This window comes from Paenibacillus sp. NPDC056722 (assembly GCF_042790635.1).
GTDB classification, from domain to species: domain Bacteria; phylum Bacillota; class Bacilli; order Paenibacillales; family Paenibacillaceae; genus Paenibacillus_AQ; species Paenibacillus_AQ agri.
The window spans coordinates 122552-145806 of record NZ_JBHTYV010000004.1; the positions used below are offsets into that span (position 1 = coordinate 122552).

Genomic DNA, 23255 nt, shown 5'->3' on the forward strand with positions numbered 1-23255 from the left:
GCCCGAAAGAGTCTTGTGTAAAAAATGTCACAGACTTAAGGCTAGCCCCTTCCCCTCATTAGGTCCAGCTCCACTCCACCCTCAAGGCTGATGATAAATCCCGCCCCGCTTGTTATATTTTACTGGCTAGATAATTTGCCGCTGAGGAGAAAATCAAATGAAAACCGTATTACGCATCACCCTCTTTCTAATCGTCTTTATATTAATCATGGGAGGAACAGGAGCTATCGGATTTATCCATACAATGAATTCCGGGATGTCACTTTACGATAAAACCCCGCCTTCATTAGCGGATGTACAAACACCCCCATATGACATCAGTAAACCAACAGTGGCAGTGCTACTGGCGAACGAAGTGACAGAGGTATTCGACTTCCTCGTTCCTTACGAGATGTTTGCGATGACAGAAGCTTACAATGTGTATGGTGTTGCTCCAGATCGTAAAATCAAATCGCTTACCGGGGGGCTGGATGTTATCCCGCATCATTCATTCAGCGAGATGGATACGATGTTAGGTAAAAGTCCGGATATTATCGTCATTCCTTTTATGCCGATTCTGAACGATACAAAGTATGCACCCGTTCGTGAATGGATTCAAAAGCATTCGAACAACCATACGATATTACTCTCTATTTGTAATGGAGCAGAAAACCTGGCCGATACCGGACTATTAAAGAGTAAATCAGCCACTACACATTGGGGAGATATTAACCGCCTGATTAAAAAATACCCAGACATTCAGTGGATTAAGGATCAACGTTACGTGCCGCAAGGAAATATCATATCTTCCGCGGGTCTGACCTCAGGAATTGATGCTACTCTATACGTTATCTCGCAGCAGTTGGGTGATGCGGCTGCAAAAAAGATAGCAGAAAATATGAACTATCCTTCTTATAACTACGTTATAGATCCAAATGTAAAACCCTTTAATGCCGGAATTAGCGATATTACATACGTATTAAATAATGCTTTTCAATGGAACAAACCTAAAGCAGGTGTACTCTTGTACAATGGCGCGGATGAACTCGATTTGTCGGCTGCATTTGATACATACGGTGCTTCCGGGACGACAAGAACACTTACGGTATCCAGTAAAAATGAACCCATTGTAACGAAGCATGGCCTGAATCTAGTCGCACGTTATCAGACACAAAACGTATCTAATCTCTCTAAAATGATTGTCGTTGGTTCAGATGCTGAGACTAAAGCGGCCGAGGACATTAAGCAATGGAATAACAGCGGCAATAGTGCAGAGTTACTATTCCTACACCGTGATATGTCAGAGCGATTTGCGATGGATCCTGCATTTGAGGATTTGGCTAAACAGGAAGATGTTCAAACTGCGAAATTTGCCGCGAAACGTCTTGAATATCGTGCCACAGACCACCTGAAGCTTGAAGGTAAGCCTTTCTCCCTTGAAGCGTTTGGTATACCTGTTTTACTTAGTATGCTCGCTGTGATCTTTGCGTTATTTATTGATAGACGTTTATTCGGCAGAAAAAAACAAGGATAGTCCCCATCAGTCTTAAAAAAAAGTCACTTCATGACGAAGTGGCTTTTCATGCAGCCTTTTTTCATATAAGCATGAAGTACAGTTCCTTGGCAACGAAAATGAGACAACTAGAGATGTTATTAATGTAAGTGGTTTTTAGGTTCTCGTTTTTACGGCTATTCCACTAAACGATATAGGACCGACAACATCAGCTCTTGTATTTGCTGTACGATTTTCTGCTGTGACTGTGTAAACATGCGTACCCGGTCTTACATTCCGATCTTCTGCTTGGAGCGTAACTGCATAATTTTGTTCAGAACCAATAGATTCAATATCTTGTAAGTTGTTACCAAATCTCCCCGATTAGGTTGAGCATGTCTTGGAATCCGTATCTTGATTGTTGCAATGCGGCTTTTTGCTAGTTAGCTTCGGATTATAAATGAATTTGCTAAATTCCTCAAGATTGATATCTCTAACGTATTCTAGGTAAACGGACAGTAGAGTTTAATTAAAAACGTTCTTTATTGTTTGTGTTTAATTGGGTTTTGTTAGAATATCATTAGATTTTAGTGTGGCATATAGGAGGAATAAAGTTGAGGATCGTCTATGCAACTGACTCAGACTATGAATACATCCGAAACCGTGATCAGCATATTTCTGAGAGCTTAATACTGACAAAAATAAAGGAAAATGAGATGTATATTCTACGGAATCAGGATGAAAAGAATATCGGATGGATGAGGTATGGCTACTTTTGGGACAACATCCCTTTCTTAAACATGATTTGGATCGATGAACCATATCGAGCCAAGGGGGTAGGAACGCAAGCTCTCCTCTTCTGGGAAGAACAAATGAAGCAAAAGGGCTACAATCTGATTATGACATCCACTCAGGCTGATGAGGAAGCCCAACATTTTTATAGAAAACTAGGATACAAAGATGCAGGATGCTTAATACTTGACACACAACCATTGGAAATACTTCTTACAAAAAAATCAAACTAACATCCATACCAATAATCGTGGTGAACAATTACATGAGAGACTTTATTTTTATTATCGGACCAAGCGGTGTAGGTAAAACGACTCTAGCTAAACAACTATTTACACACTACAAGAGTGTTTATATTGAACAAAATATGATTCCTGAATTTTTAACGCTTGATGGCGAGACGGAGATCACTGGGGCGTTTGAAGAAGAAACCTGTTGGTCAAATACAGTTGCGCTTCTTAAAAATTTTAATACGTTGGGATACAAAAATATCATTGGATTAGATTTTGACGATTTAAGAACAAGAGATATCCCAGAGGTTTTCAAAGGCTTTAACTATATAACCTTAAAGCTTGTATGTAGTGACTATGAACAGAATTTAAATCAAATGGTTAATCGCGAAACTGGTGGACTTGTCGATGTTGAACTTCTTGAAAATATGTATTTAAAAATCCCAACCAGGCCCTTACTCATCAATGAATTTGAAATCGATATTAACGATAAAACACCACAACAAGTTATGCTTGAGGCAGTAGAACTTATTGATCATGCAACAACACTGTCTGATTACGAATATATCAAGCCTCAACAAGAGCTCTTTTACTCATGGATATTTAGTAAAGGCTTGCGGTAGCTTAAACAGCCAGCTTTTATAAAATACAGATGAGAGTTTTGGCACATATCAGATCTGGAATATTCCCCCAAGTAGAAGATGAGTGATCTGAGCAGTATAATGATTACTAAACCTATAGTTAGTACTGATAGAGAGTGACATCATTGGGGGGAAATCCTTTGTATTCGAACAACGAGAACGAACTGCAGGATCAAGAGGATATGAATTCAGGAGATATGGCGCAGACCTTTACCATTGGGGAAGTGGCCAAGATGATTGGATCTAAAATCAGAACCATTCGTTACTACGATGAAATTGGATTAGTGAAGTCCACTAGCCATACAGAGGGTAAACATCGCTTATATACAATGGAAGATATATGGCGTCTAGAACTTACAGCAACGCTGCGCTATCTGGATTTTGGCATTGAAGATATCAGCCAGCTTTTATCAGGGTCCTTATCGGTCGATAAAGCACTCGATTGGCAGATGGAGTCCCTCTCCATCCAGGTTAATGCGCTTACTCATATGATCTCTATTTTACAGCAAGCGAAGCAGCAGCAAGGGGATTCCATGCGTTATCTGTACGATCTTGTTCAAGCCAAAGCATCAAATGTTGAAAAACGAAAACAGTTTATTGCCGAAAAGGTGGCCGCTACTGAACTCTTTGACGGAGTTCCCTTGGAATGGCAGGATCCCATGCTGTATTTTTTCAATAAATGCATTGTCCAACAAGAAAAAACTACACCAAAACAAATAGCCGCCTGGAATGAGCTGCAAGAAATCATCAACGATCCTCAGTTTATAAAAGATGTGAAAAATACGGGCTTTGCATCTTCTACCAAAGAACTTCAGCCCCGTTATGATGCAGATACCTGGATCAAGAAGCTGGATCTATTCTATGTCCAATTGACGCAAGCGGTGGAGAAAAAGAAATCTGCTGACAGTCCTGAGGTTCAGGCCATTATAGAAGAGACACTCTCGCTATATGCGAATACGGAGGAAACATTCTATAACGAGGATTTCCTTAAATCCTATCTCGACCGGGCCGAGCAGACTCGTACACCTCTTATTGAACGCATAGACAGGTTATGTGCCATTATGAGCCCCCAATTAAACTTGCTCGCAGAAGCAAATCTTGTGTTTATTCAAAACTTGCAACGGAAGCTGAAATTAGATAACCAAACAAGCGAACAGCCCAAAAGCTAAGGCCTTTGGGTTGTTCAAAGTTATATTTAGTCATGTAAAATCGTAAAATCCGGATGCTCTCCGATATTTTGCTCTATTAAACGGAACGGCTTCTTTTTCAAGTAATGATCAAAGAAATCCTGCGAATAATCGCTAATGAGATCATGGGTCTCTCGAATATCGCTTCCCTGCATCCATTGGAAAACCGGTGTGAATAGAACAAAATCGGTGAAGCTGCCATGCCTTGTTTTGTTCAGAATCATCCAGTAGTTTCCGCCCTTAGTGATATTATCAAACCGCGGTAGGACTTCCTTCTTCATATCAATCGGGCCATCTGTGCTTGTATGAATATACTCTACAGTGGAATCCGCACTCATCATCAGAAACGGCTTACTCAGCCCTTCTTCCGGAATACGCCGCTGGCCATATAATATGCCATCCATGTTAAGCCCTGCCTTGATTCTGGAATCCGTCATTAACATTTGCACACTGGTCGCTCCGCCGAAGGAATGACCGAACATCCCCACATGATTCATATCCATCCGGCCGGTAAAACGCTGGTCTGGATCATTCGCCGCCAGCCTCTCCACCTGATTCAGTACAAATTTGGCATCCTCTACCCATTGCTCATTGGCATGATCCAGATCAGTGATGGATTTGCTCTCTTCCTGGATTAATGGTGCCACCCGTCCATCCGGGAACACAGAAGCGGTACTGCTATAGGTATGATCTATGCCGACCACGATGTAACCATGACTGACCAATTGTTCGACCTGGTAGGTATTCTGCATTTTATTCCCAGTTAGACCATGAGAAAATAGAAGCACCGGGTAGGACGGCTCTGCATCAGAAATTGCTGCATTCTCTATCGCATGCGTCTTCACATAACCTATAGAAGTAAACAACATCTTAGGGACATGAAACATCTTACTATATCCCTCAGAAAAGGCTTTGATGTTCGAATGATAGGCTCCGATCTTCCCTTTCGCCTTGGCGTCAGCAGGGTACCAGGCTTGTACCATTAATTCACGTTTGTCATTAGGATCAGGCGTGAGGACCTCGTCCCGGCTATTATCTTTCCAATCATAAGTAACCGTACCGACTTTGTAAGGACCTCTTGGCTTCTCAAAGGTGAATACGGGAAGCACGAGCGGTAAGGCTACCGCTACGGCTGAATAAATAACAGTCAGCAAGATCACCACAATGAGCTTTGCAGTTGATTTTTTTCGAGGTGTTTGTACTCCAGCTTTATGAGACTTCGGCCCCAATCTGATAATGAAAAAAATAAGTGGCACAGCCGTCAACACATACGCCGGGATCATCGGCCAGCGCATACCTTCTATGATTCCATGCACCAACATAATGATGGCGGAAATCATGAATCCAATGCACAGGCCGCGCTGTGTCTTATTCTTAGCGAATATAATCCAGCCCATCAATAAAATATTGAAAACCACTAACACAATTTCAAAAAGCCTCATACGCAAATGAACCTCCATATCGATAGTAAGTTGCTAGCACTAGCTAATACAACTTATTATCTCCAGGAAGTGAGATTCGAGTCCTTTTGATTCTATCTTAATGCAGGAAATACGGCTGGAATTCAATAAGCAGTGCGCAGTATAATTGCATTAAATCCTTAGTCATGAAGACGAAGTTCTAGCATTGGAGGCGCATCATTTGTATTCAGACAGCGATATAGAACTACAGACCTTTTCAATCGGGGAAGTTGCCAAAATGATTGGGTCTAAGGTCAGAACCATCCGATATTACGATGAGATTGGATTAGTTAAACCCTCCACTCATACCGAGGGAAGGCACCGGTTATACACGATGGAAGATATACGGCGTTTGGAGCTTACTACAACGCTACGCTATTTGGATTTTGGTATCGAAGACATCAGTCAGCTCTTATCCGGGGCCTTATCGGTTGACAAAGCACTCGATTGGCAGATTGAATCATTGTCCATTCAGGTTAGCGCGCTTACGAATATGATCTCTATTTTACAACAAGCAAAGCAGCAACAAGGGGATTCATCCATAAATTACATTTACGATCTCGTTCAAGCTAAGGCATCAAATACTGATAAACGCAACCAATTTATTGTCGAGAAAGTGGAATCTTCTGATCTCTTTGATGGAGTTCCTCCAGAATGGCAGGATCCTATGCTGCATTATTTCAATAAATATATTGTGAATCAAGAGAAAACAACAGCGAAACAAATAGCCGCCTGGAATGAGCTGCAAGAAATCTTAAATGATCCTCAATATTTCGAAGATGTGAAAAACACTAACTATACTTTCTTCATTAAAGAACTTCAGCCCCGCTATGATGCAGCTACATGGATCAAGAAACTGGATCATTTTTATCTTCGATTGACCCAAGCAGTGGAGACCAAAAAGCCAGCTGACAGTCCTGAAGTTCAGGCGATCATTAAAGAGTCGTTCTCGCTATACGGCAATGTAGAACAAACCATCTATAACGAGGATTTCCTAAAATCCTATATGAAACATGCCCGGCAGACTCGTACACCTCTTATTGAACGCCTCAACAGGCTATGTTCCATCATGAGTCCTCAAATAAATTTATTCTCAGAAGGGAATCTCCTGTTCTTTCAAAACTTGCAGCGAAAGATGAATTTGTAGCATAACCTATAACAACGAACAGCCCAAAGACTAAGACCTTTGGGCTGTTCATAGTTATAATTAGTCATGTAAAATCGTAAAATCCGGATGCTCTCCAATATTTTGCTCCAATAGCCGGAAAGGCTGATTTTTCAAGTAATGATCGAAGAAGTCCTGTGAATAATCGTTAATTAGGCTGTAAGCCTCTCCAATATTGCGTCCTTGCATCAATTGGAACAGTGGTGAGAACCGAACAAAATCAGTGAAGCTGATATGCGTCGTCTTGTTCAGAATCATCCAATAGTTACCGCCCTTAGTGATATTAGCGAACCGCGGCAGGACTTCCTTCTTCATATCGATCGGGCTGCCTTCTGTAGTGGAGTTAATATTCTCTACACTGGAATCCGCACTCATCATCATAAACGGCTTGCCAAGCCCTTCTTCCGGAATAATCCGCTGGCCATATAATACACCATCCATGTTAATGGCTGCCTTAATTCTGGAATCCGCAATCAACACTTGCGTACTTGTCGCTCCGCCATAGGAATGGCCGAACATCCCCACATTATTCATATCCATCCGGCCGGTAAAACGTTGGTCTGGATCATTGGCCGCCAGCTTTTCAACCTCATCCAATACAAACTTGGCATCTTCTACCCATTGTTCATTGGCATTATCCAGATCGGTAATAGACTTTATGTCTTGCATAATTAATGGGGCTACCCGTCCATCCGGGAAAACAGAAGTGGTACTGCTATAGGTATGGTCTATGCCGACCACAATGTAACCATGACTAACCAATTGTTCCACTTGGAAAGTGTTCTGCATTTTATTCCCAGTCAGACCATGCGAAAAAATAAGCACCGGGTAGGACGGTTCCGCATTTGCAATTTCTGCATTCTCTATGGCATGTGTCTTGACATAACCTATAGATGAAAATAACAGTTTAGGGAAGTTAAACATCTTGCTATATCCCTCCGCAAATGCATTGGCATCCGAATGATAGGCCGCAGTCTTCCCTTTCGCTTTGGCGTCAGCAGGATACCAGATTTGTACCATTAGCTCGCGTTTGTCATTTGGATCTGGCGTGAGGACCTCGTCCCGGCTATCATCTTTCCAATCATAAGTAACTGTACCGATTTTGTAAGAACCCGTTGGTTTATCAAAGGTGAATACGGGAAGTAATATCGGCAAGGCTACCGCTACAGCTGAATAAATAACAGTCAGTAAGGTCAGCAAGACGAGCTTTACAATGGATCTTTTTCGGGCAGGCTGTTCCCCCGCTTGGCGAGACTTCGATCTCAATCTGACAACGAACAACAATAATGCCACTACCGACAACACATACGCCGGAATCATCGCCCAGCGCATGCCTTCGATGATCCCGTGCAGCAGCATAAGGATGACGGAAATCCCGGATCCAATTAGAAAACTACGCTGTGTCTTGTTCTTGAAAAATAGAATCCAGCCCATCAGCAAAATATTGAAAACAAGCAACACAATTTCAAAAAACCTCATAAGCATTGAACCTCCATGTTGATAGTAAGTTGCTAGCACTAGCTAATATACAGCTTACAATCTCCAGTAGGTGGAGATTCAAGTCTTTTTTTCATATCAGTCTTTTTGAAGCGTGAACGCCGAATACTCACCGATATTTTGTTCTAGTAGCCGAAGTGGCTTCTTTTTTAAATAATAATCGAAGAAATCCAGCGAATAATCATTAATAAGGCTGTGAGCCTCTCGAATATTGCCCTTTTGAAGGAATTGAAACAATGGTGAGAGCAGATAAATATCGGTAAAGCCCATGTGTGTCATGTTCTTTATGGTCATCCAGTAATTACCACCGTCAGCTATATGATCAAAGCGTTCCATGAGTTTCTTCCCAAGAGCAGAGAGCTCACTATTATCCGTGCTTTGTAAAGCCTCCAGGCTGCTATCAGCACTCATCATCAGAAACGGCTTGTTCAGTCCTTCTCCCGGAATACGCAGTTTACCATATAGCACTCCATCCATATTAATAGCGGCCTTCACTCTTGAATCCTTCATTACCATTTGAACGCTTGTTGCCCCGCCAAAGGAATGGCCAAACATCCCCACATTATTCATATCCATCCGGCCTGTAAAACGATGTTCCGGATCATTCGCCGCGAGCTTCTCTACTTGATCCAGCACAAATTCAGCATCCCCTACCCATTGATCATTCAATTTATCCATGGGGCCAGTGGATGTCATGTCTATCGGTTGATAATACGCCACACGCCCATCAGGGAAAATGGAAACTGTACTGCTGTAGGTATGATCTATGCCCACTACAATGTAACCATGACTAACTAATTGTTCAACCTGAAAGGTGTTCTGCATTTTAGTTCCGCTCAGGCCATGCGAAAAAATAAGCACCGGATAAGACGACTCCACATTGGAAATTTCCGCATTTTCTATGGCATGTGTACGAACCTTACCGAAAGCCGTAAACAATAGCTTGGGCATATTAAAAACTTTACTATATCCTTCCGCAAAAATATCAGGCTCAGCATGATAGAATTCTGTTTTTCCTTTCGCTTTTGCATCAGCAGGATACCAGACTTGGACCATTAACTCGCGCTTGCCGCTCGTCTCTGGGGTGAGGACTTCGTCCCGCTGATCATCTTTCCAATCATAAGTGACTGTGCCGATTTTGTAAGGGCCTGACGGCTTATTAAAGGTGAATACGGGAAGTAATACCGGCAAGGCTACCGCCACAGCTGAATAAATAACGGTCAGCAAAGTCAGCAAGACGAGCTTCACAATGGATCTTTTTCGAGCAGTCTGTTTCCCCGCTTGGCGAGACTTCGATTTCAAACTGACAGCGAAGATCACGAGTGGCAACGCCGTCATGACATAAGCCGGAATCATCGGCCAGCGCATCCCTTCAATAACCCCATGCACCAACATAATGATGGCGGAAACACCGAAGCCAATAAGCAGTCCTCGTTGCGATTTGTTCTTGAATAATAGAATCCAGCCGATCAACAATATATTGAAAACAACAATCAAAACTTCAAAAAACCTCATATGCATTGCACCTCCGTGTATAGTTGACTGCTAGCCGCTAGCTAAAACACAGCTTACATTCTCCAGTGGGTGGAGGTACAAGTGCTTCCTGTAAAAATGATTCGTAAAGACCATTTGACGTCTGTGACTGCACAAAAAAACCGCCAAACTGCGGCGGCAATAATCAGTAAGTCAGTATTTTACGATGGATTGAATGATGCTGATGATTCCTTGTTTTTCGACATCCTTAGTATCTGCACGCTGTGAAAGCAAATATTTATAATAAGCCTGTTTCACTGCCGGGTCTAATTCAGCAATCGCTTGATTCCGTCCTTCCAATTCCGGATTCAGGTCCCAGAACTGCGCTCCCCACGTAGGGAACAAGGCTGTAATTTGTTCCGGTCTTTCAATAAAGATGCCCTGCTCTTCTCCCTTAGCATTAAAAAACACATACGTAGGAATATGGCTTTTGCCATCTGGATGCGGGTATAATTCTGCGATATCAAGATTATCAGGATCACGGTTCAAAATATGCAGCTTCAGCTTGCCGGTTTCCTGCTCAATTTTTGCAAAGAGCGGTAAATTGGACACAACATCGCCGCACCAATCGTGAGCCAACACCAGTACATTTACCGGTTCAGCCCATGCTGCGAAATAAGCCCGATCTTCATCGTTTAGCTCAAAGCCTTCAAAATTCGTTTTTAATCTTTCCTGATTCACCTCAGCCTGAGCGACAAATTGTTCAAATGTAAGACCATCTGCAAAAGCCTTTTGCAATCTCTCAGCTGAAATTGCTGTTTGTTGTGTACTCATAAGTATATCCTCCCAATAAATGAAATGCGCATCTGTTTACTTGGTATTATACGTCAAAAAACAAAAACATGAAAGATAAGCTACGTACTCTCCCGCGAATGGATGCAATAACATTGCTCTGCAGCTCTCCAAAACCCGAATTAGGCTCAGCATAGACAACAAATACAGCCCTGCTACGACTTATTTATGCATTACTAACTTACAGCTCACTTTCAAACAGCTTCGTATCATTTTCGTATGCCAAAAAGCCTTCGAGCATGCTCAAAGACTTTTAATATAATCCATATTCATTTGGAACGCATTAATAGATAAAGGAAGTAAGGCACACTCAGCATCGTTACAATTATTCCTGCGGGAATATCCGTCTTAAAGCTGACCGTTCGAGCAATCGTATCCGCTGCAAGCAGTAGTATCCCACCAATTAGCGCTGAAGCTGGTAGAAGTACTTTGTAATCGTGACCTACCAGCTTGCGAGCCACATGCGGACTAATCAAGCCAATAAAGAAAATGGAGCCCCCCAGCGCTACACAACCAGAAGCAATGGCGACAGCTGCAATCGACAGCCATAGAAATTTCCGCTTTAAAGCAACTCCTAGTCCTATCGATGTTTCATTGCCTAACACCAAAACATTTAATATTCGTGCATTGGCCACAATGTATATGAATAATAACAACACCCATGGTAACAACAAACTAATATAGGGCCACTTGTCTCCCCATAAATATCCCGCTTGCCAACGCTGTGCAAACTCATACTTTTGGTCATCCAGCTTTAACGTCAGAAATAACGTTAGTGCACTTAACCCCACATTAATCGCAACGCCAGTCAGAACAAGTCGTGTAGATGAAATCATACGATGTTTTCTATAAGCTAGAACATAAATCAGCGCTGCGGCGAGCAGACCACCCACGAATGCCATAGACGGTAATAAAAATGCTGTAGTGGCACCTTGAATGCCTACAGTCGAGATAATTAATAGCACCATAAGACCTGAACCTGAGCTAATACCAAGCATGCCGGGATCAGCTAGATCATTGCGCAACAGCGCCTGCATAACAGCACCTGCCAGGGCCATCCCAAATCCAACAAGTATCGCTAATACAATTCGCGGAAGACGAAACTTATAAACAACGAGATGATGCTCTTCAGGACCCTGTCCAATCAATACTTGGAATACTTCAAGTGGATTGAGAGACATTTTTCCCATATTAAGACTTAGAATAGCTCCTACAATAAGCAGTATTAAGAGAGATAGAACCCATATTGTCGCCTTATAAGATTTAACAACACTCATTTGACAGCTCTCCTCTCTTTACTCGCAATTAGCAAGAAGAAAGGCACACCGATCATTGCAAAAATAATGCCCAGCGCTGTCTCTGCCGGACGATTAATCAATCTTCCCGCAATATCCGCTACTACCATAAGTACGCCCCCATAAATGGCTGACGCCGGAATAATGTAACGATAATCTACGCCTACAAAAAAACGCATGATATGCGGTACAATCAACCCTACAAAGCCGATTGGTCCTACAAGTGCAACAGATACACCAGCAAGTAAAAGAACTGCAAGCGTAGCTAGCATCTTAACGAAACCGATCCGTTGCCCGAATCCTTTCGCGATCTCTTCTCCCAAGTTTAAAACAGTAATGGAGCGTGAAATGAATAGTGATAAAGCCAGCCCACCCAAGAACCAGGGAATGACTAGTTTTATCTCCATCCATGTCGCTCCTGCCACACTACCTGATGTCCAATAAGCAAGAGCATAACCAATTCCATAGTTTAATGAGATAAATGATCCTATAGCGCCAAATAGCATAGTAATTGACATTCCAGCTAGCACCAGTCGTTGCGGCGTCATTCCTGAACGATTCAATGAAGAGGCAAGATACGTTAATCCTGCACCAAGCCCTGCGCCAATAAAGCTAACTAGCAGTGTAGTTGTCTGCAGTTGCCCTGGAAGGAAAGCTAATGTAACGGCCATTGCAAAAGCTGCTCCTGCATTTACTCCCATTAATCCCGAATCAGCCAGCGGATTTCGCGTATAGCCTTGCATAACCGCTCCTGCTACTGCGAGACACATGCCTGCAATAATATCAGCCGCCGTACGCGGAATACGCAGGGCATGAATAATCTGATGTTCAGTCAATTCTGGATCAAAATTAAAAATCGCTGTCCATGCCGTTGTCAGGCTCATGGAAGCAGAGCCAAAAGAGATAGAAGCTGCTGCCGAAAGCAGCAGCAGCAGTATCCCTATGAGTAAAAAGAAACCAAAATACGATTTCCGTTCAAGATGAGGTATTACGGTTGTTCTATCATCTAGCTTTCTATTTTTTTTCATACGCTGACACTAGCTTCTCAACTACAAAATCGAGCTGTTTATCAAGAGAGTAAATATCGGAATAATATGAAAAATCAAATCCAATTTCGATCAATCTACCTTCTTTGATGGCTGGAATGCTGTTCCAAATTGGATTGTCCGTCAAATCATCAGCCCCATCCCATACAGAACGGAACACGAAGTCTCCTATGTACTCAGGTAACACTTCTAAGGAAACAAACCCTCCAGTAGCCTTCTCTCTTCCATCAATCTTCTTCTGAATAATTTCTGGCGCCTTTAGTCCTAAATATTCATAGATGATCTGAGAGCCCCTTCCGTAAAGCTTGCTATCGATCACCGCCATCTCTTTTTTGCCGCCTTCGATAATGGTTACTGTCTTATCCAAAATTCCCAGTTCATCAAGCTTCTGCTTGCTCTTCTCCACCTTCTCGTGGAAATGATCTAATAGAGCTTGTGCCTCCTGCTCCTTACCAAACACCTCGCCAATCTTCATTACACGTTCATCCGTCGCCATTGTATCTTGAGGAATATAAACAGTCGGTGCTATATCCTTAACCCTATCGTAAGTTTCTTCAGAAGGAACTAAGATCAAATCCGGCTTTAGTGTCATAATAGCCTCTGGATTAGGCTCATACCATGCACCCAGATTTTTAACACCCTCCATCATTTCTGCAAAGGGCGCTCCTTCGAAGACATCCGAAGTACCTACCGGCTTAATGCCAAGTGCAATAAGATCTCCTTGAAGATATAACACGACAACCCGCTCGGGATTAGCCGGCACGACAATATCTCCCTTCAGCGTAGAGATGGTTCTTGTCTGTGCCTCCTTATTGGTATTGTCAGTTGCATTATTAGCTGCTGATGTTGTGACTTCTGAAGCTTTAGATCCATTAGAATTCGCGGCATTCGAACCCACGTTTGCAGATCCACATGCACTTAAAAGCAAGGTAAAGCTCAGTAGCATCACTACAATAAAACTTGATGTCTTTGTTACTCGCATAGGTGAAGACCCTCCGATATTTTTGTGTTGATAATGATTATCATATTCAAACACATTATAGCGGGATGATATGTTCTCGCCAATGGACAATCCGGCGGCGGTAAATGGAGAATTCTCCGATGGGATCATCTGCCTGCTTTCCTTGCGGAATCGGATAGGAGATTGACCATTATATTTACGGAACATACGACTGAAATAATATACGTCGTTATATCCAACTTCTTCTGCAATAGCGCGAAGTGGAGCATCGGTAAATCGTAACAGTTCTTCTGCTTGTTGAAGCCGGAATCGGATCAAATATTCGATCAAGCTGAAGCCCGTCTCTCCCTTAAAGCGCGTCGATAAATGACGCGGGCTGTAATTAAATTGCTCGGCTATAGATTCTAGTGATAAATTGTGACGATAATGCTCCTCGATATAGCGAACAACCTGCCCAATGACGTCCGGTTGCCTGAGATTAATTCCATCCTTTGTAAACTGCTTCATTAATTCATGCACGAACTGATAGAACAAGCCCTTAACTTGGATTCTATCCAATAGACTTCCTTGGGCCCAGAGTTGTTCCATTGCCATTAGTTGATAGTGCAATGGCAATGGCTCCAATAACTCGAAGCCATACTGCATCCGAAATGGATTGCTGCGTTCCAAAAGTCTTGCTAAATCCTTTCTCCCTGGCAACGAAGCTCTATAGAATAAGAGGTAATATTCAAAAATCTCCTCTGGTTCTATACTGAGTCTCATTCCTTTGCCACCATGCATAATAAAGTAACTGTCTACGTCGTAATCTATGCCGCCCAGATTCATGCTGGCCTTGCCCTTCACAGTATAGATAAATCCACATGCAGGTAATATATAGCCTTGCAACTTGTCCCCAGGCTCCATCACAGTGTGTCGAATGTCCAATACTTTAACAGCAGCATGATTCCATGCGACAATATGATCTTCCAGCTTCATTTTTGCCTTTCACTCCGTTCTGCTCCACAATCTATTTAAGGTTTTTATCTCAAATTATTGATAATCATTATCAATTAGTATTAGGGAGATCCTCTATTTTGTCAATCGTCGTTTAATATCATGTGAACAAGGCCTATGTGAGTCATTGATCAGATATACAGCAAAAAAGCCAGTTCACTCTACATGAGAATGACTGGCTTAAATTCTGATCTATTCTATAAAAGATTAGTTATTACGGCTGCTTAAACAGAATTTCATGTTCCTCGCGCTCGGTATACAACTTCCAATAAGCATCTGCTATGATCGCCGGATCATAATATGTATCAGGCTTCACTGTACCGGCAATGGTTACTGTACCGACAAATATACCTTCTGGCTTCAATTCCTCAGCAAGTGTTAGCGCGAAATTGCGCACTGCGGCTTTGCCGATCGATAAAGAAGCATTCTGGGCTGAAGGGAACAGAGATAGTCCGCCTCCGGTAAATAAAATGGTGCCGGATTTCTTGGCAAGTAAATCAGGCAAAACTTGACGTGTGCTTTCCAGCGCTCCGACAACATCCACCTGCAAATGCTGAGTGAGCACTTCGCTTGTCAAGGAAGACGGCTTACCGCCAGCAATAACTGCTGCGTTATAAATTAACAGATCTGGTGAACCATATTGCTCTTTGATACTTTTGAAGCCAGCTTCAATAGAAGCAGTGCTACCCGCATCCACGATGATATAGTCAGCAGCAATACCTTCTTCTCGCAATTGCGATGTAAACTCCTCAAGCGCGACTTTATTGCGTGCTGCCAATACAACGTGAAATCCATTTTGACCAAATTTATGTGCTACATGCAGACTTACCCCTGGTCCTGCACCTACGATTACCGCTAGCTTTTTACTCATGTCCTCAACCTCCTATACGCCATATTACATAATACATATATACTTACTTGGTATTATACAACAGAACGCCATTTAAAAAAAGAATAGGATTATATAGAATAGCTTACTTCACGCCTCACTGAGGCTGGACCAGAATCCTGTCCGCTAATTTATTAACCCATTCACTATTATTCCAGATATCAGGATTGTTAATAGTCTGATTTTCTCCACGTACAATAGCATCATAACTATCCTTTCGATTGGTATACCAATCCACAATAACTAGCCTTCCATTCAAAACCTGCACAAGAAATTCAGTGGCTTCAGCATAGCTGCCTACATCCTTTTCAACCCGTGCATCTAATTTTAAATAGAAAAAACGCTTATCCCCGCCAACCTGCTCTACCTGGTTAACACTAATATCAATACCCGTCACCAGATTATCTGTAAGCTTGTTCTTCAGGAAAAGCTCATATTGAGAAGTTATCTTTGTGTGCATGTATTGTTTTAGGTTTTCGTTATCGATATAAGTATCCAAATCAATATCCATGCCATTCCAAATCGCCTTATAATATTCAGACAGAACTTCCGTGCACATTTTATAAGCCGTTTCAAAACCCCAAACAGAGGGATCGCTTTCGTCTTCAGCTAAAGAAACAGAAGGATCACTCGATAAATCCTCTTTTGAGATGGGTGAAACTTCTGTGTTTTCAGCATCCTTCTCATTGATATCTTCCTCTACTACAGCAGTGTTATTTTCGCTTGAATTAGTATTAGCTTGTTCGCATGCGCTAAGAGTAAATAAAATCACCAGTAACAGGTAAGCACGTTTCATTGCAGTTCCTCCAGTGTGAATATAATCCACCTCCCAATCCTAATATATATAATCTTTATATAATCTAGCAACAATACTAAAGTACTAATCAATTTGGTAAAAGTATAAGATCAGCCAAAGACTAAGCATTTCGGTTTGTTGGTAGCTGTAAACACCAGTAATTGAAACGGAGACCACTAGGGGACTCCGTATATTTAAATGTTTACATACAGATATGGGGTTGCTATTATATTGAAATATATTCCAAAGAGGTGACCTCATGAAATTTGTTGTAATATTTGGTCCGCAGGCAGTAGGGAAAATGACAGTCGGACATGAGCTTGAAAAGATCACTGAGTTAAAGTTATTCCACAACCATATGACTATTGAATTGTTAGCTCCCTACTTTAACTTTAGCCCTGAAATGTGGACATTAGTTAGTAAGTTTCGGCAAGACATTTTTGAAGCCACTGCTACAAGCGGTATGTATGGAATGATTTTCACTTATGTATGGGCATTCGATATTCAGGACGACTGGGACTATCTAGATAACGTTTGTAAAATATTCGGAGACAAGGGCGGAGAAGTTTACTTTGTTGAACTTGAAGCCGATCTTGAAGAGAGAATTGAGCGTAACAAAACCCCTCACAGACTTGAACATAAACCCACAAAGAGGGATATTGCTCGCTCTGAACACGATCTGAAACAAACGATGGCGCATCATCGATTGAACTCATTCGAAGGCGAAATTAAGCGGGAAAATTATATCAGGATTAACAACACGAAGCTAAACGCTGATGAAGTTGCCGAAATCATTAAAAACAGATTCGCTCTCTAACAAATAGGGGCGTCGATTCAAAAATATTCAAATAGCGGCCTTGCATACACAAGAGCCGTTTTTTTCGTTTTCAGCTAACATAAAATCATTTATGATTTGGTAAAAAACCCATTAAAGTAAAATTTACCGTGACCAATCTCTCCTTCTCTGATATTGTATTTTTTGCTATCCTTATTTTTCTAATTATGGAGAGGTTGCAAATGAGAGCTTACGGTTATTTGATGAAAATGCGAATGCTGACTGCACTCGCCTATCGTTTCGATGTGTGGATCGGTATGATCGGCGATATTATTCTGCTTGCAGCGTCAGTATTCATCTGGAAAGCAGCTTACGGTGGTGACATTCTCGGCTCAGGCGCTTCCGTTATCGGACTGAACGGTATGATTACGTATACGGTGGTCTCTACACTAATGGCTTCAGTATTTAGTACGAGTGTACAGGATACAATCTACCACCAAGTGCGCGATGGCAACATCGCTCTTGACTTCATGCGCCCTTTGAACCTGCTTGCCATCTACTTATCCGAGGATTTAGGCAACATTGTCAGCTCAGTGATGAATAAAGCCATTCCGCTCGTACTGATGGCTACCCTGCTATTTGGCTTTCCGATGCCTGATAGTACGATAGCAGCAGTGTTGTTCATTATCAGCTGCATACTCAGTTTTCTGATTCTATGGCTGATGAGTGCCATGGTCGGGCTTGTGGCATTCTGGGTGTCAGAGCTAGGTAATCTCGGAATGGTGAAGGATGCCTTTGTCCGTATACTATCCGGAAGCCTTATTCCGCTATGGTTATTCCCGGAATGGCTCCAGCAAGTATCGGCTTGGCTGCCGTTCCAGTATACCTACCAGCTGCCGCTCAGTGTATACATCGGACTCATGAAGCCAGAGGCAGCATTACGCGGAATGGGCGTACAGTTGATCTGGATTGTTCTGCTCGGTGGTTTGCTCAGCTGGATATGGTCAAGAGCGCGCGGCAAAGTTATGGTGCAAGGAGGATGATACCGTTATGAGTGGCGTCAAACATTATTTCACTGTATTTGGCTACTATGCGAAGCTTGCGATTCAGCGGCAGCTTGAATATCCGTTATTTCTCGTCAGTTGGCTGCTGATGATCCCGACGCAGTATTTTGCCGGTATATGGATGCTTCGTATTATCGTTGACAAGTTCCAGCCCTTAGAAGGGTGGACTTTCAATGATTTGGCGTTCTTATATGGTCTTGGCCTATTAAGCCACGGGCTTGTTGTTGTATTCTTCATTCCCACCTGGGGAACTGAGTCGGCGGTACTTCGCGGAGAATTCGATAGACTTCTGCTGCGTCCGCTGAACGTATTTTTCCAATTCATCACCGGTTACTTTAACTTTATCGGTCTGATCGATCTTATTCCAGGCATCGTCATCTTCTTGTATGCTGCACATGCAGTGGACTTCAACTGGGGGCTTCTCAGCATTCTTAAGCTTATCATTACCATTATCGGTGGAGTACTGATTCGGGGAGGCATCTACACGATCGTCGGGGCAGTGGCGTTCTGGACCAAACGCAGCGGCAACCTCATTGGTATGACCATTGCAACATTAGAACGAACAACCATGTATCCTCTCACTCTATACCCTTATGTAGTGCAAGTAGTGCTGACTTTCTTGCTACCTATCGGGTTCATTAGCTTCTACCCGGCAGAGAGCTTTCTGGAGAAAAAAGCATCGCTTGAGCTGCCGTTTGATATGACCATCGGAACATTGATTGTGGGGCTTGTTTGTATGGCTGTCGCTTACTTAGTTTTTCGCCAAGGATTGCGCAGGTATGAAAGTGCTGGTTCATAGGAGGCTTGATGATGTCGATTATAGAAGTCAAAGATTTAGTTAAAGAATTTGTTGTTGTCCGCAAAAAAACAGGGCTAGCAGGTGCTGTACGCAGTCTAGTTATGCCCGATAAGAAGATAGTAAGAGGTGTAGATGGCCTATCTTTTAATATCGAGCAAGGCGACATTGTAGGATATATCGGCCCTAATGGGGCTGGAAAAAGCACAACGATCAAGATGCTAACGGGCATTCTCCATCCAACCTCGGGTAGCATCCAGGTCTGCGGATTGTCTCCGCAAAAAGAACGCAAAGCGGTCGTACGACAGCTCGGTGTCGTATTCGGCCAGCGTACACAGCTGTACTGGGATCTGCGCCTTGGGGAAACATTCGAGTTGCTAAAACGGATCTATAGAATTGAAGATAAAAAGTTCAAACATACGCTGGACATGTTAAACGATGTACTCCGCATTCAGGATTTCATTGATACACCGGTACGTCAGCTGTCACTTGGACAACGTATGCGCGGCGATTTGGCTGCCTCGATGATCCACGAGCCTTCCGTACTCTTCCTCGATGAGCCAACCATTGGACTTGATGCTGATGCGAAGCATGCGATCAGGCAGTTTATTAAGACAATGAACCGGGAACGTCGCATGACTGTCTTCCTCACAACACACGACTTAGACGATGTCGAGCAATTATGCTCACGCCTTCTTGTCGTCAATCATGGCCACATCGTAGAAGAGGGTCCACTGGACACGATCGTTAATAAGCTCGCTCCGAGCCGCCTGCTTGTTATTGAATTGTCAGAGGAAGCCCAGGCACCGGAACATTCGCGGGCACAGCTTGTCCGGCAGGAAGGGCTAAAGCTCTGGTATCAGTTTGATAAGGCTGGAATTACGGCAGCTGAGCTGATTGCTGACCTGTCAGGCAAGCTGCCAATTCGAGACCTTAGCGTTCAAGATCCGGACATTGAAGACGCAATCCGTGAAGTATATCGGACAACGGGGTAAGATGCGGCTAGAAGCAGCATATGGTACCTCTAATAAAATTCAAAAACACCTTCAAGAACCCACTGATCTAGTCAGGGACTTGAAGGTGTTTCTGTTACAAACTGACCTTAGATTCATTTAGTGCGCGCCGATCATTTAACATTTTTAATGTTCATCAAACCCTGTTCCTTCTCTTTACTTAGATCTTGAATATTCATTCCAATTCCATTATCGTTAACACGCAACACCACCCGATCCTCAGTGCTCACAACGCAAAATTTGAAACTTCCCTCTTAATCGAACGATCGTCCAAATGTTTCGGTGCGACCCTCTATATAGATAAAAAAGCCGAGCGAAGATCAGGACAAACCTGAATTTCGTCGACTTTCCTAGAATAAAACGGCAATAACATTACAGAGATAAACTACTGTTGGGATGGCTTCATTTTTCTGTGCATCCACAATCCAACAATAATGAATGCTACTCTTGAAATATAATACAAAGCTCTGCTATCTTCACCCGTCTTTGGAAGCATGCTTAATTGGGGTCCTTAATTGGGGTCCTTTATTCTGCTCCGGCGCAGATGGCGATATGCCTTCATTCTGCTCCGGCGTAGTTGGCGTTGTGCCTCCATCCGGTGGCGATGCAGGAATACTAAAATTCACAAGTTCTTTTTTGTGCAAATCTAATACATTAACTGTGACTGCACCTAAGGTCTGTATATTATTTGCAGGTACCGCTGGCGGTATCTTAAATAGATCTTCTACAGTTTGATTCAATGTAAAATCAAGACCAATTTCAATATCGAAGCTTTATTATCAAAGCCGCCTTTAGCAATGGTAATAGTAAGAGTGTTACTATCCAGCGTTGGATCGTATGTAGCTTCCGTTACAGTTGCATTTAGATATTTACTTTTTGTGGCGCTATCAAGTCGACCCGAAGGTAAACTAGTTGCTCTATAGGATATCGACAATACACAACGCCCTGATATTAAAATGGATACAAAAATGTTCCATTGTTAATAATTGCTCCGCCATTCTTGTTATCATCGAACGTAATCCAGTAGCTTCAAGACTCTCTTCAACACCTCCCAGCACCACGTAAAAAAGTACATCGCCACATATGCGATGTACTTCTAGCCACAACCTGTATATCTGCTTACACCTTCTCTTCTTCTCCTACTGCCATCCCTCATAACTAATCCAATGACTTCAGCTCTTTATCCCCCACGAACCTCTATACTCCCATGGTTCCGAAACTAAAAATGGGGTTACGATCAGCGCGGCGGGAATGTCTCGGAGGATATGCCATTGCCCAAGTGCAACAACCTCCCTTGGCGACCTTGGGAGGACTTGTAGAGCAAGAAGCCCGTGGAGGACGGGGGCTGTTTGCAAGTTGTTGGATGGTCGTTGTCAGATTATTGGCATGTTGTTGGCAAATCGGCACACACTAAACTATCGTGTCCCGTTAGCGCAACGACTTACTCTGTTGAATTTCGTGATTTCGTGTTCCTCAACATAAAGCGGCATCAGAGAAGGCGGATCGTACCTTATCACGGCCTCTAAACGACAAAATAGTGCCGATAGCCGTAGCCCCATAGCCGCAACGGAATAATGAGCCTAATCCGACAGTGCCCGCATGATGTTGGATTTCGCCTCTGCCGCAATCGCTTCATTCCCGTCGTCGACCGCTTGCATTAAGATTAGTATGGGGATATATACCGCGATCAGCCGCGCCAGCAGCTTCGTTTCCTCGTCCGCTCCTCCGTACGTTTCGAAAAACACGCCGCGAGCGTAAGGTGGTAAAAAGCTATAAGCAACGCTCAAATCGCAAGCTGGATGGCCTACGCTCAGATCGCCCCAATCAATGATGCCGGAAACGATCCCGTTCTCATTCACAAGCATATTTTTGAAATGAAGATCGCCATGTAGCAGTGCATTCACCGCCGCGACACGGTCCTTTTGCAGTCTGCTAATATACGCTTCGATCACACCGGACTCCTCCGACGACAAGTGTTCAACCAGCTTCGATAGAAAGCCCTTCAATTTCACTTTGCGCGATGCTATGTCCGTCAAGTTTCGATGATCTTGCTGAACTCCGCACTTCAGCGCCGCCTGCACCGGAAACTCATGCAATCTCCGCAAAAATTTCGCCAGCGTCTCTGCCGATAAAGCCCGGCGTTCTTCCGTCAAACCGATTGGGAAATCTCCTGGCACGTAGGCATAGCCAAGAAATGGTGCCGGGTATTCGTCACTTGCTTCGCCATATAACAACGGTTTAGGATAGGGGATGGTCATATATGCCTCCAGCTGCGGGAGCAGCTTCCCTTCCATACGAATCGAGCCAACTGCAATCGTTCTTCTTGGAAACCGGAACACGTACTCGTCACCGATGAGAAAAACCGTATTGTCCCAGCCCCAGCCCAATCGCTTCACTTGCTTCGATGACAGCTGAGGGAATTGTCTGCCGATCAGCGTCCGCGCCTGCTCTTCGTTAACCTCCCACTCCGCATCCCATACATTCGTTCCTCCCATGAATTGTCTGCCTCCTCGTTCCTTACGTTATTTAGATGTTTACATTCCTGGAAGTTACGCATAACTGCCAGTTAGCGTAACGGCCTTTCTTTAAATACTACGCATATGCCTTGTCCGCTTAGGTTTTCATAATTTACAATCATTATAAATGAAGAGGATTAATGCTGCCATAGCTTCGGCCGATGCTACCGAACCGGGAGATACCCGGAACGTCAAGGAAAACCAAGCGAATTGCTCCCAAGGTGATTGTACACTTGCTCCGCACGAAAGGTTGCACCACGCCTGTTCACGAAGGAGCAGAAGCAAAGCCGATGAGAGTTCAACAACAACCTGTCCCCACTGCCTCACTGTGGCTGGCTCCGGG

At 43.2% G+C, this 23255-nt stretch carries 19 protein-coding genes; 9 read left to right on the forward strand and 10 right to left on the reverse strand.

The genetic code is table 11. The annotated features are described in order from the left end of the window. The first annotated feature begins 157 nt into the window (after nt 1-157). The 4 genes from ACFRAM_RS11970 (at nt 158) to ACFRAM_RS11985 (ending at nt 4303) form a co-directional block, all read left to right on the forward strand. Nucleotides 158-1513: a DJ-1/PfpI family protein gene (locus ACFRAM_RS11970; protein ID WP_379466044.1), complete on the forward strand. Its 1356-nt coding sequence runs from the start codon at nt 158-160 to the stop codon at nt 1511-1513. Nucleotides 1514-2085: 572 nt separating this feature from the next. After that, the gene (locus ACFRAM_RS11975) at nt 2086-2496 is read left to right on the forward strand and encodes a GNAT family N-acetyltransferase (RefSeq protein ID WP_379466045.1); all 411 of its coding nucleotides are present in this window, start codon (nt 2086-2088) and stop codon (nt 2494-2496) included. A 32-nt stretch (nt 2497-2528) separates the two neighbouring features. Then, a complete protein-coding gene (locus ACFRAM_RS11980) occupies nt 2529-3116 on the forward strand; it encodes a hypothetical protein (RefSeq protein ID WP_379466046.1) in 588 nt (195 codons plus the stop codon). A gap of 200 nt (nt 3117-3316) precedes the next feature. After that, nucleotides 3317-4303 carry a MerR family transcriptional regulator gene (locus tag ACFRAM_RS11985; protein ID WP_379466047.1) on the forward strand — a complete coding sequence of 329 codons (987 nt, stop codon included), beginning with the start codon at nt 3317-3319 and terminating at the stop codon, nt 4301-4303. A 26-nt stretch (nt 4304-4329) separates the two neighbouring features. Here ACFRAM_RS11985 and ACFRAM_RS11990 read toward each other — a convergent pair whose 3' ends face one another. Beyond that, a complete protein-coding gene (locus tag ACFRAM_RS11990; RefSeq protein ID WP_379466048.1) occupies nt 4330-5763 on the reverse strand; it encodes an alpha/beta hydrolase in 1434 nt (477 codons plus the stop codon). Nucleotides 5764-5962: 199 nt separating this feature from the next. Here ACFRAM_RS11990 and ACFRAM_RS11995 point away from each other — a divergent pair, with 199 nt between their 5' ends. Continuing rightward, on the forward strand, nt 5963-6928 hold the full coding sequence (locus tag ACFRAM_RS11995) for a MerR family transcriptional regulator (protein WP_379466049.1): 966 nt from the start codon (nt 5963-5965) through the stop codon (nt 6926-6928). Between the two features lie 60 nt (nt 6929-6988). On the opposite strand, the gene ACFRAM_RS12000 is transcribed toward ACFRAM_RS11995, so the two are convergent. The 8 genes from ACFRAM_RS12000 to ACFRAM_RS12035 form a co-directional block, all read right to left on the reverse strand. Continuing rightward, entirely contained in the window at nt 6989-8425 is a 1437-nt protein-coding gene (locus tag ACFRAM_RS12000; protein ID WP_379466050.1) for an alpha/beta hydrolase family protein, read from the reverse strand. Nucleotides 8426-8521: 96 nt separating this feature from the next. Continuing rightward, the gene (locus ACFRAM_RS12005) at nt 8522-9958 is read right to left on the reverse strand and encodes an alpha/beta hydrolase family protein (protein WP_379466051.1); all 1437 of its coding nucleotides are present in this window, start codon (nt 9956-9958) and stop codon (nt 8522-8524) included. Between the two features lie 171 nt (nt 9959-10129). Next, on the reverse strand, nt 10130-10750 hold the full coding sequence (locus tag ACFRAM_RS12010; protein WP_379466052.1) for a thioredoxin family protein: 621 nt from the start codon (nt 10748-10750) through the stop codon (nt 10130-10132). 287 nt (nt 10751-11037) lie between these two features. Beyond that, the gene (locus tag ACFRAM_RS12015) at nt 11038-12045 is read right to left on the reverse strand and encodes a FecCD family ABC transporter permease (protein ID WP_379466053.1); all 1008 of its coding nucleotides are present in this window, start codon (nt 12043-12045) and stop codon (nt 11038-11040) included. After that, nucleotides 12042-13091: a FecCD family ABC transporter permease gene (locus ACFRAM_RS12020; RefSeq protein WP_379466054.1), complete on the reverse strand. Its 1050-nt coding sequence runs from the start codon at nt 13089-13091 to the stop codon at nt 12042-12044. Before ACFRAM_RS12020 ends, ACFRAM_RS12015 begins: the two co-directional genes overlap by 4 nt. After that, nucleotides 13078-15045, reverse strand: coding sequence for an AraC family transcriptional regulator (locus ACFRAM_RS12025; protein ID WP_379466055.1), 1968 nt, complete (start codon nt 15043-15045; stop codon nt 13078-13080). Before ACFRAM_RS12025 ends, ACFRAM_RS12020 begins: the two co-directional genes overlap by 14 nt. A gap of 232 nt (nt 15046-15277) precedes the next feature. After that, nucleotides 15278-15934 (reverse strand): SDR family NAD(P)-dependent oxidoreductase, encoded by a 657-nt coding sequence (locus ACFRAM_RS12030; protein WP_379466056.1) that lies wholly within the window; start codon nt 15932-15934, stop codon nt 15278-15280. 115 nt (nt 15935-16049) lie between these two features. Next, on the reverse strand, nt 16050-16748 hold the full coding sequence (locus ACFRAM_RS12035; protein ID WP_379466057.1) for a hypothetical protein: 699 nt from the start codon (nt 16746-16748) through the stop codon (nt 16050-16052). Nucleotides 16749-17007: 259 nt separating this feature from the next. On the opposite strand from ACFRAM_RS12035, the gene ACFRAM_RS12040 reads away from it, so the two are divergent. The 4 genes from ACFRAM_RS12040 (at nt 17008) to ACFRAM_RS12055 (ending at nt 20378) form a co-directional block, all read left to right on the forward strand. Continuing rightward, nucleotides 17008-17565 carry a DEAD/DEAH box helicase family protein gene (locus ACFRAM_RS12040; protein ID WP_379466058.1) on the forward strand — a complete coding sequence of 186 codons (558 nt, stop codon included), beginning with the start codon at nt 17008-17010 and terminating at the stop codon, nt 17563-17565. 200 nt (nt 17566-17765) lie between these two features. Continuing rightward, nucleotides 17766-18566, forward strand: a complete 801-nt coding sequence (locus tag ACFRAM_RS12045) for an ABC transporter permease (RefSeq protein WP_379466059.1) — start codon at nt 17766-17768, stop codon at nt 18564-18566. A 7-nt stretch (nt 18567-18573) separates the two neighbouring features. Continuing rightward, nucleotides 18574-19386, forward strand: a complete 813-nt coding sequence (locus ACFRAM_RS12050) for an ABC transporter permease (RefSeq protein WP_379466060.1) — start codon at nt 18574-18576, stop codon at nt 19384-19386. A gap of 8 nt (nt 19387-19394) precedes the next feature. Continuing rightward, on the forward strand, nt 19395-20378 hold the full coding sequence (locus tag ACFRAM_RS12055; protein ID WP_379466061.1) for an ABC transporter ATP-binding protein: 984 nt from the start codon (nt 19395-19397) through the stop codon (nt 20376-20378). 1598 nt (nt 20379-21976) lie between these two features. On the opposite strand, the gene ACFRAM_RS12060 is transcribed toward ACFRAM_RS12055, so the two are convergent. Further along, on the reverse strand, nt 21977-22891 hold the full coding sequence (locus tag ACFRAM_RS12060; protein ID WP_379466062.1) for a phosphotransferase: 915 nt from the start codon (nt 22889-22891) through the stop codon (nt 21977-21979). Nucleotides 22892-23255: the final 364 nt, after the last annotated feature.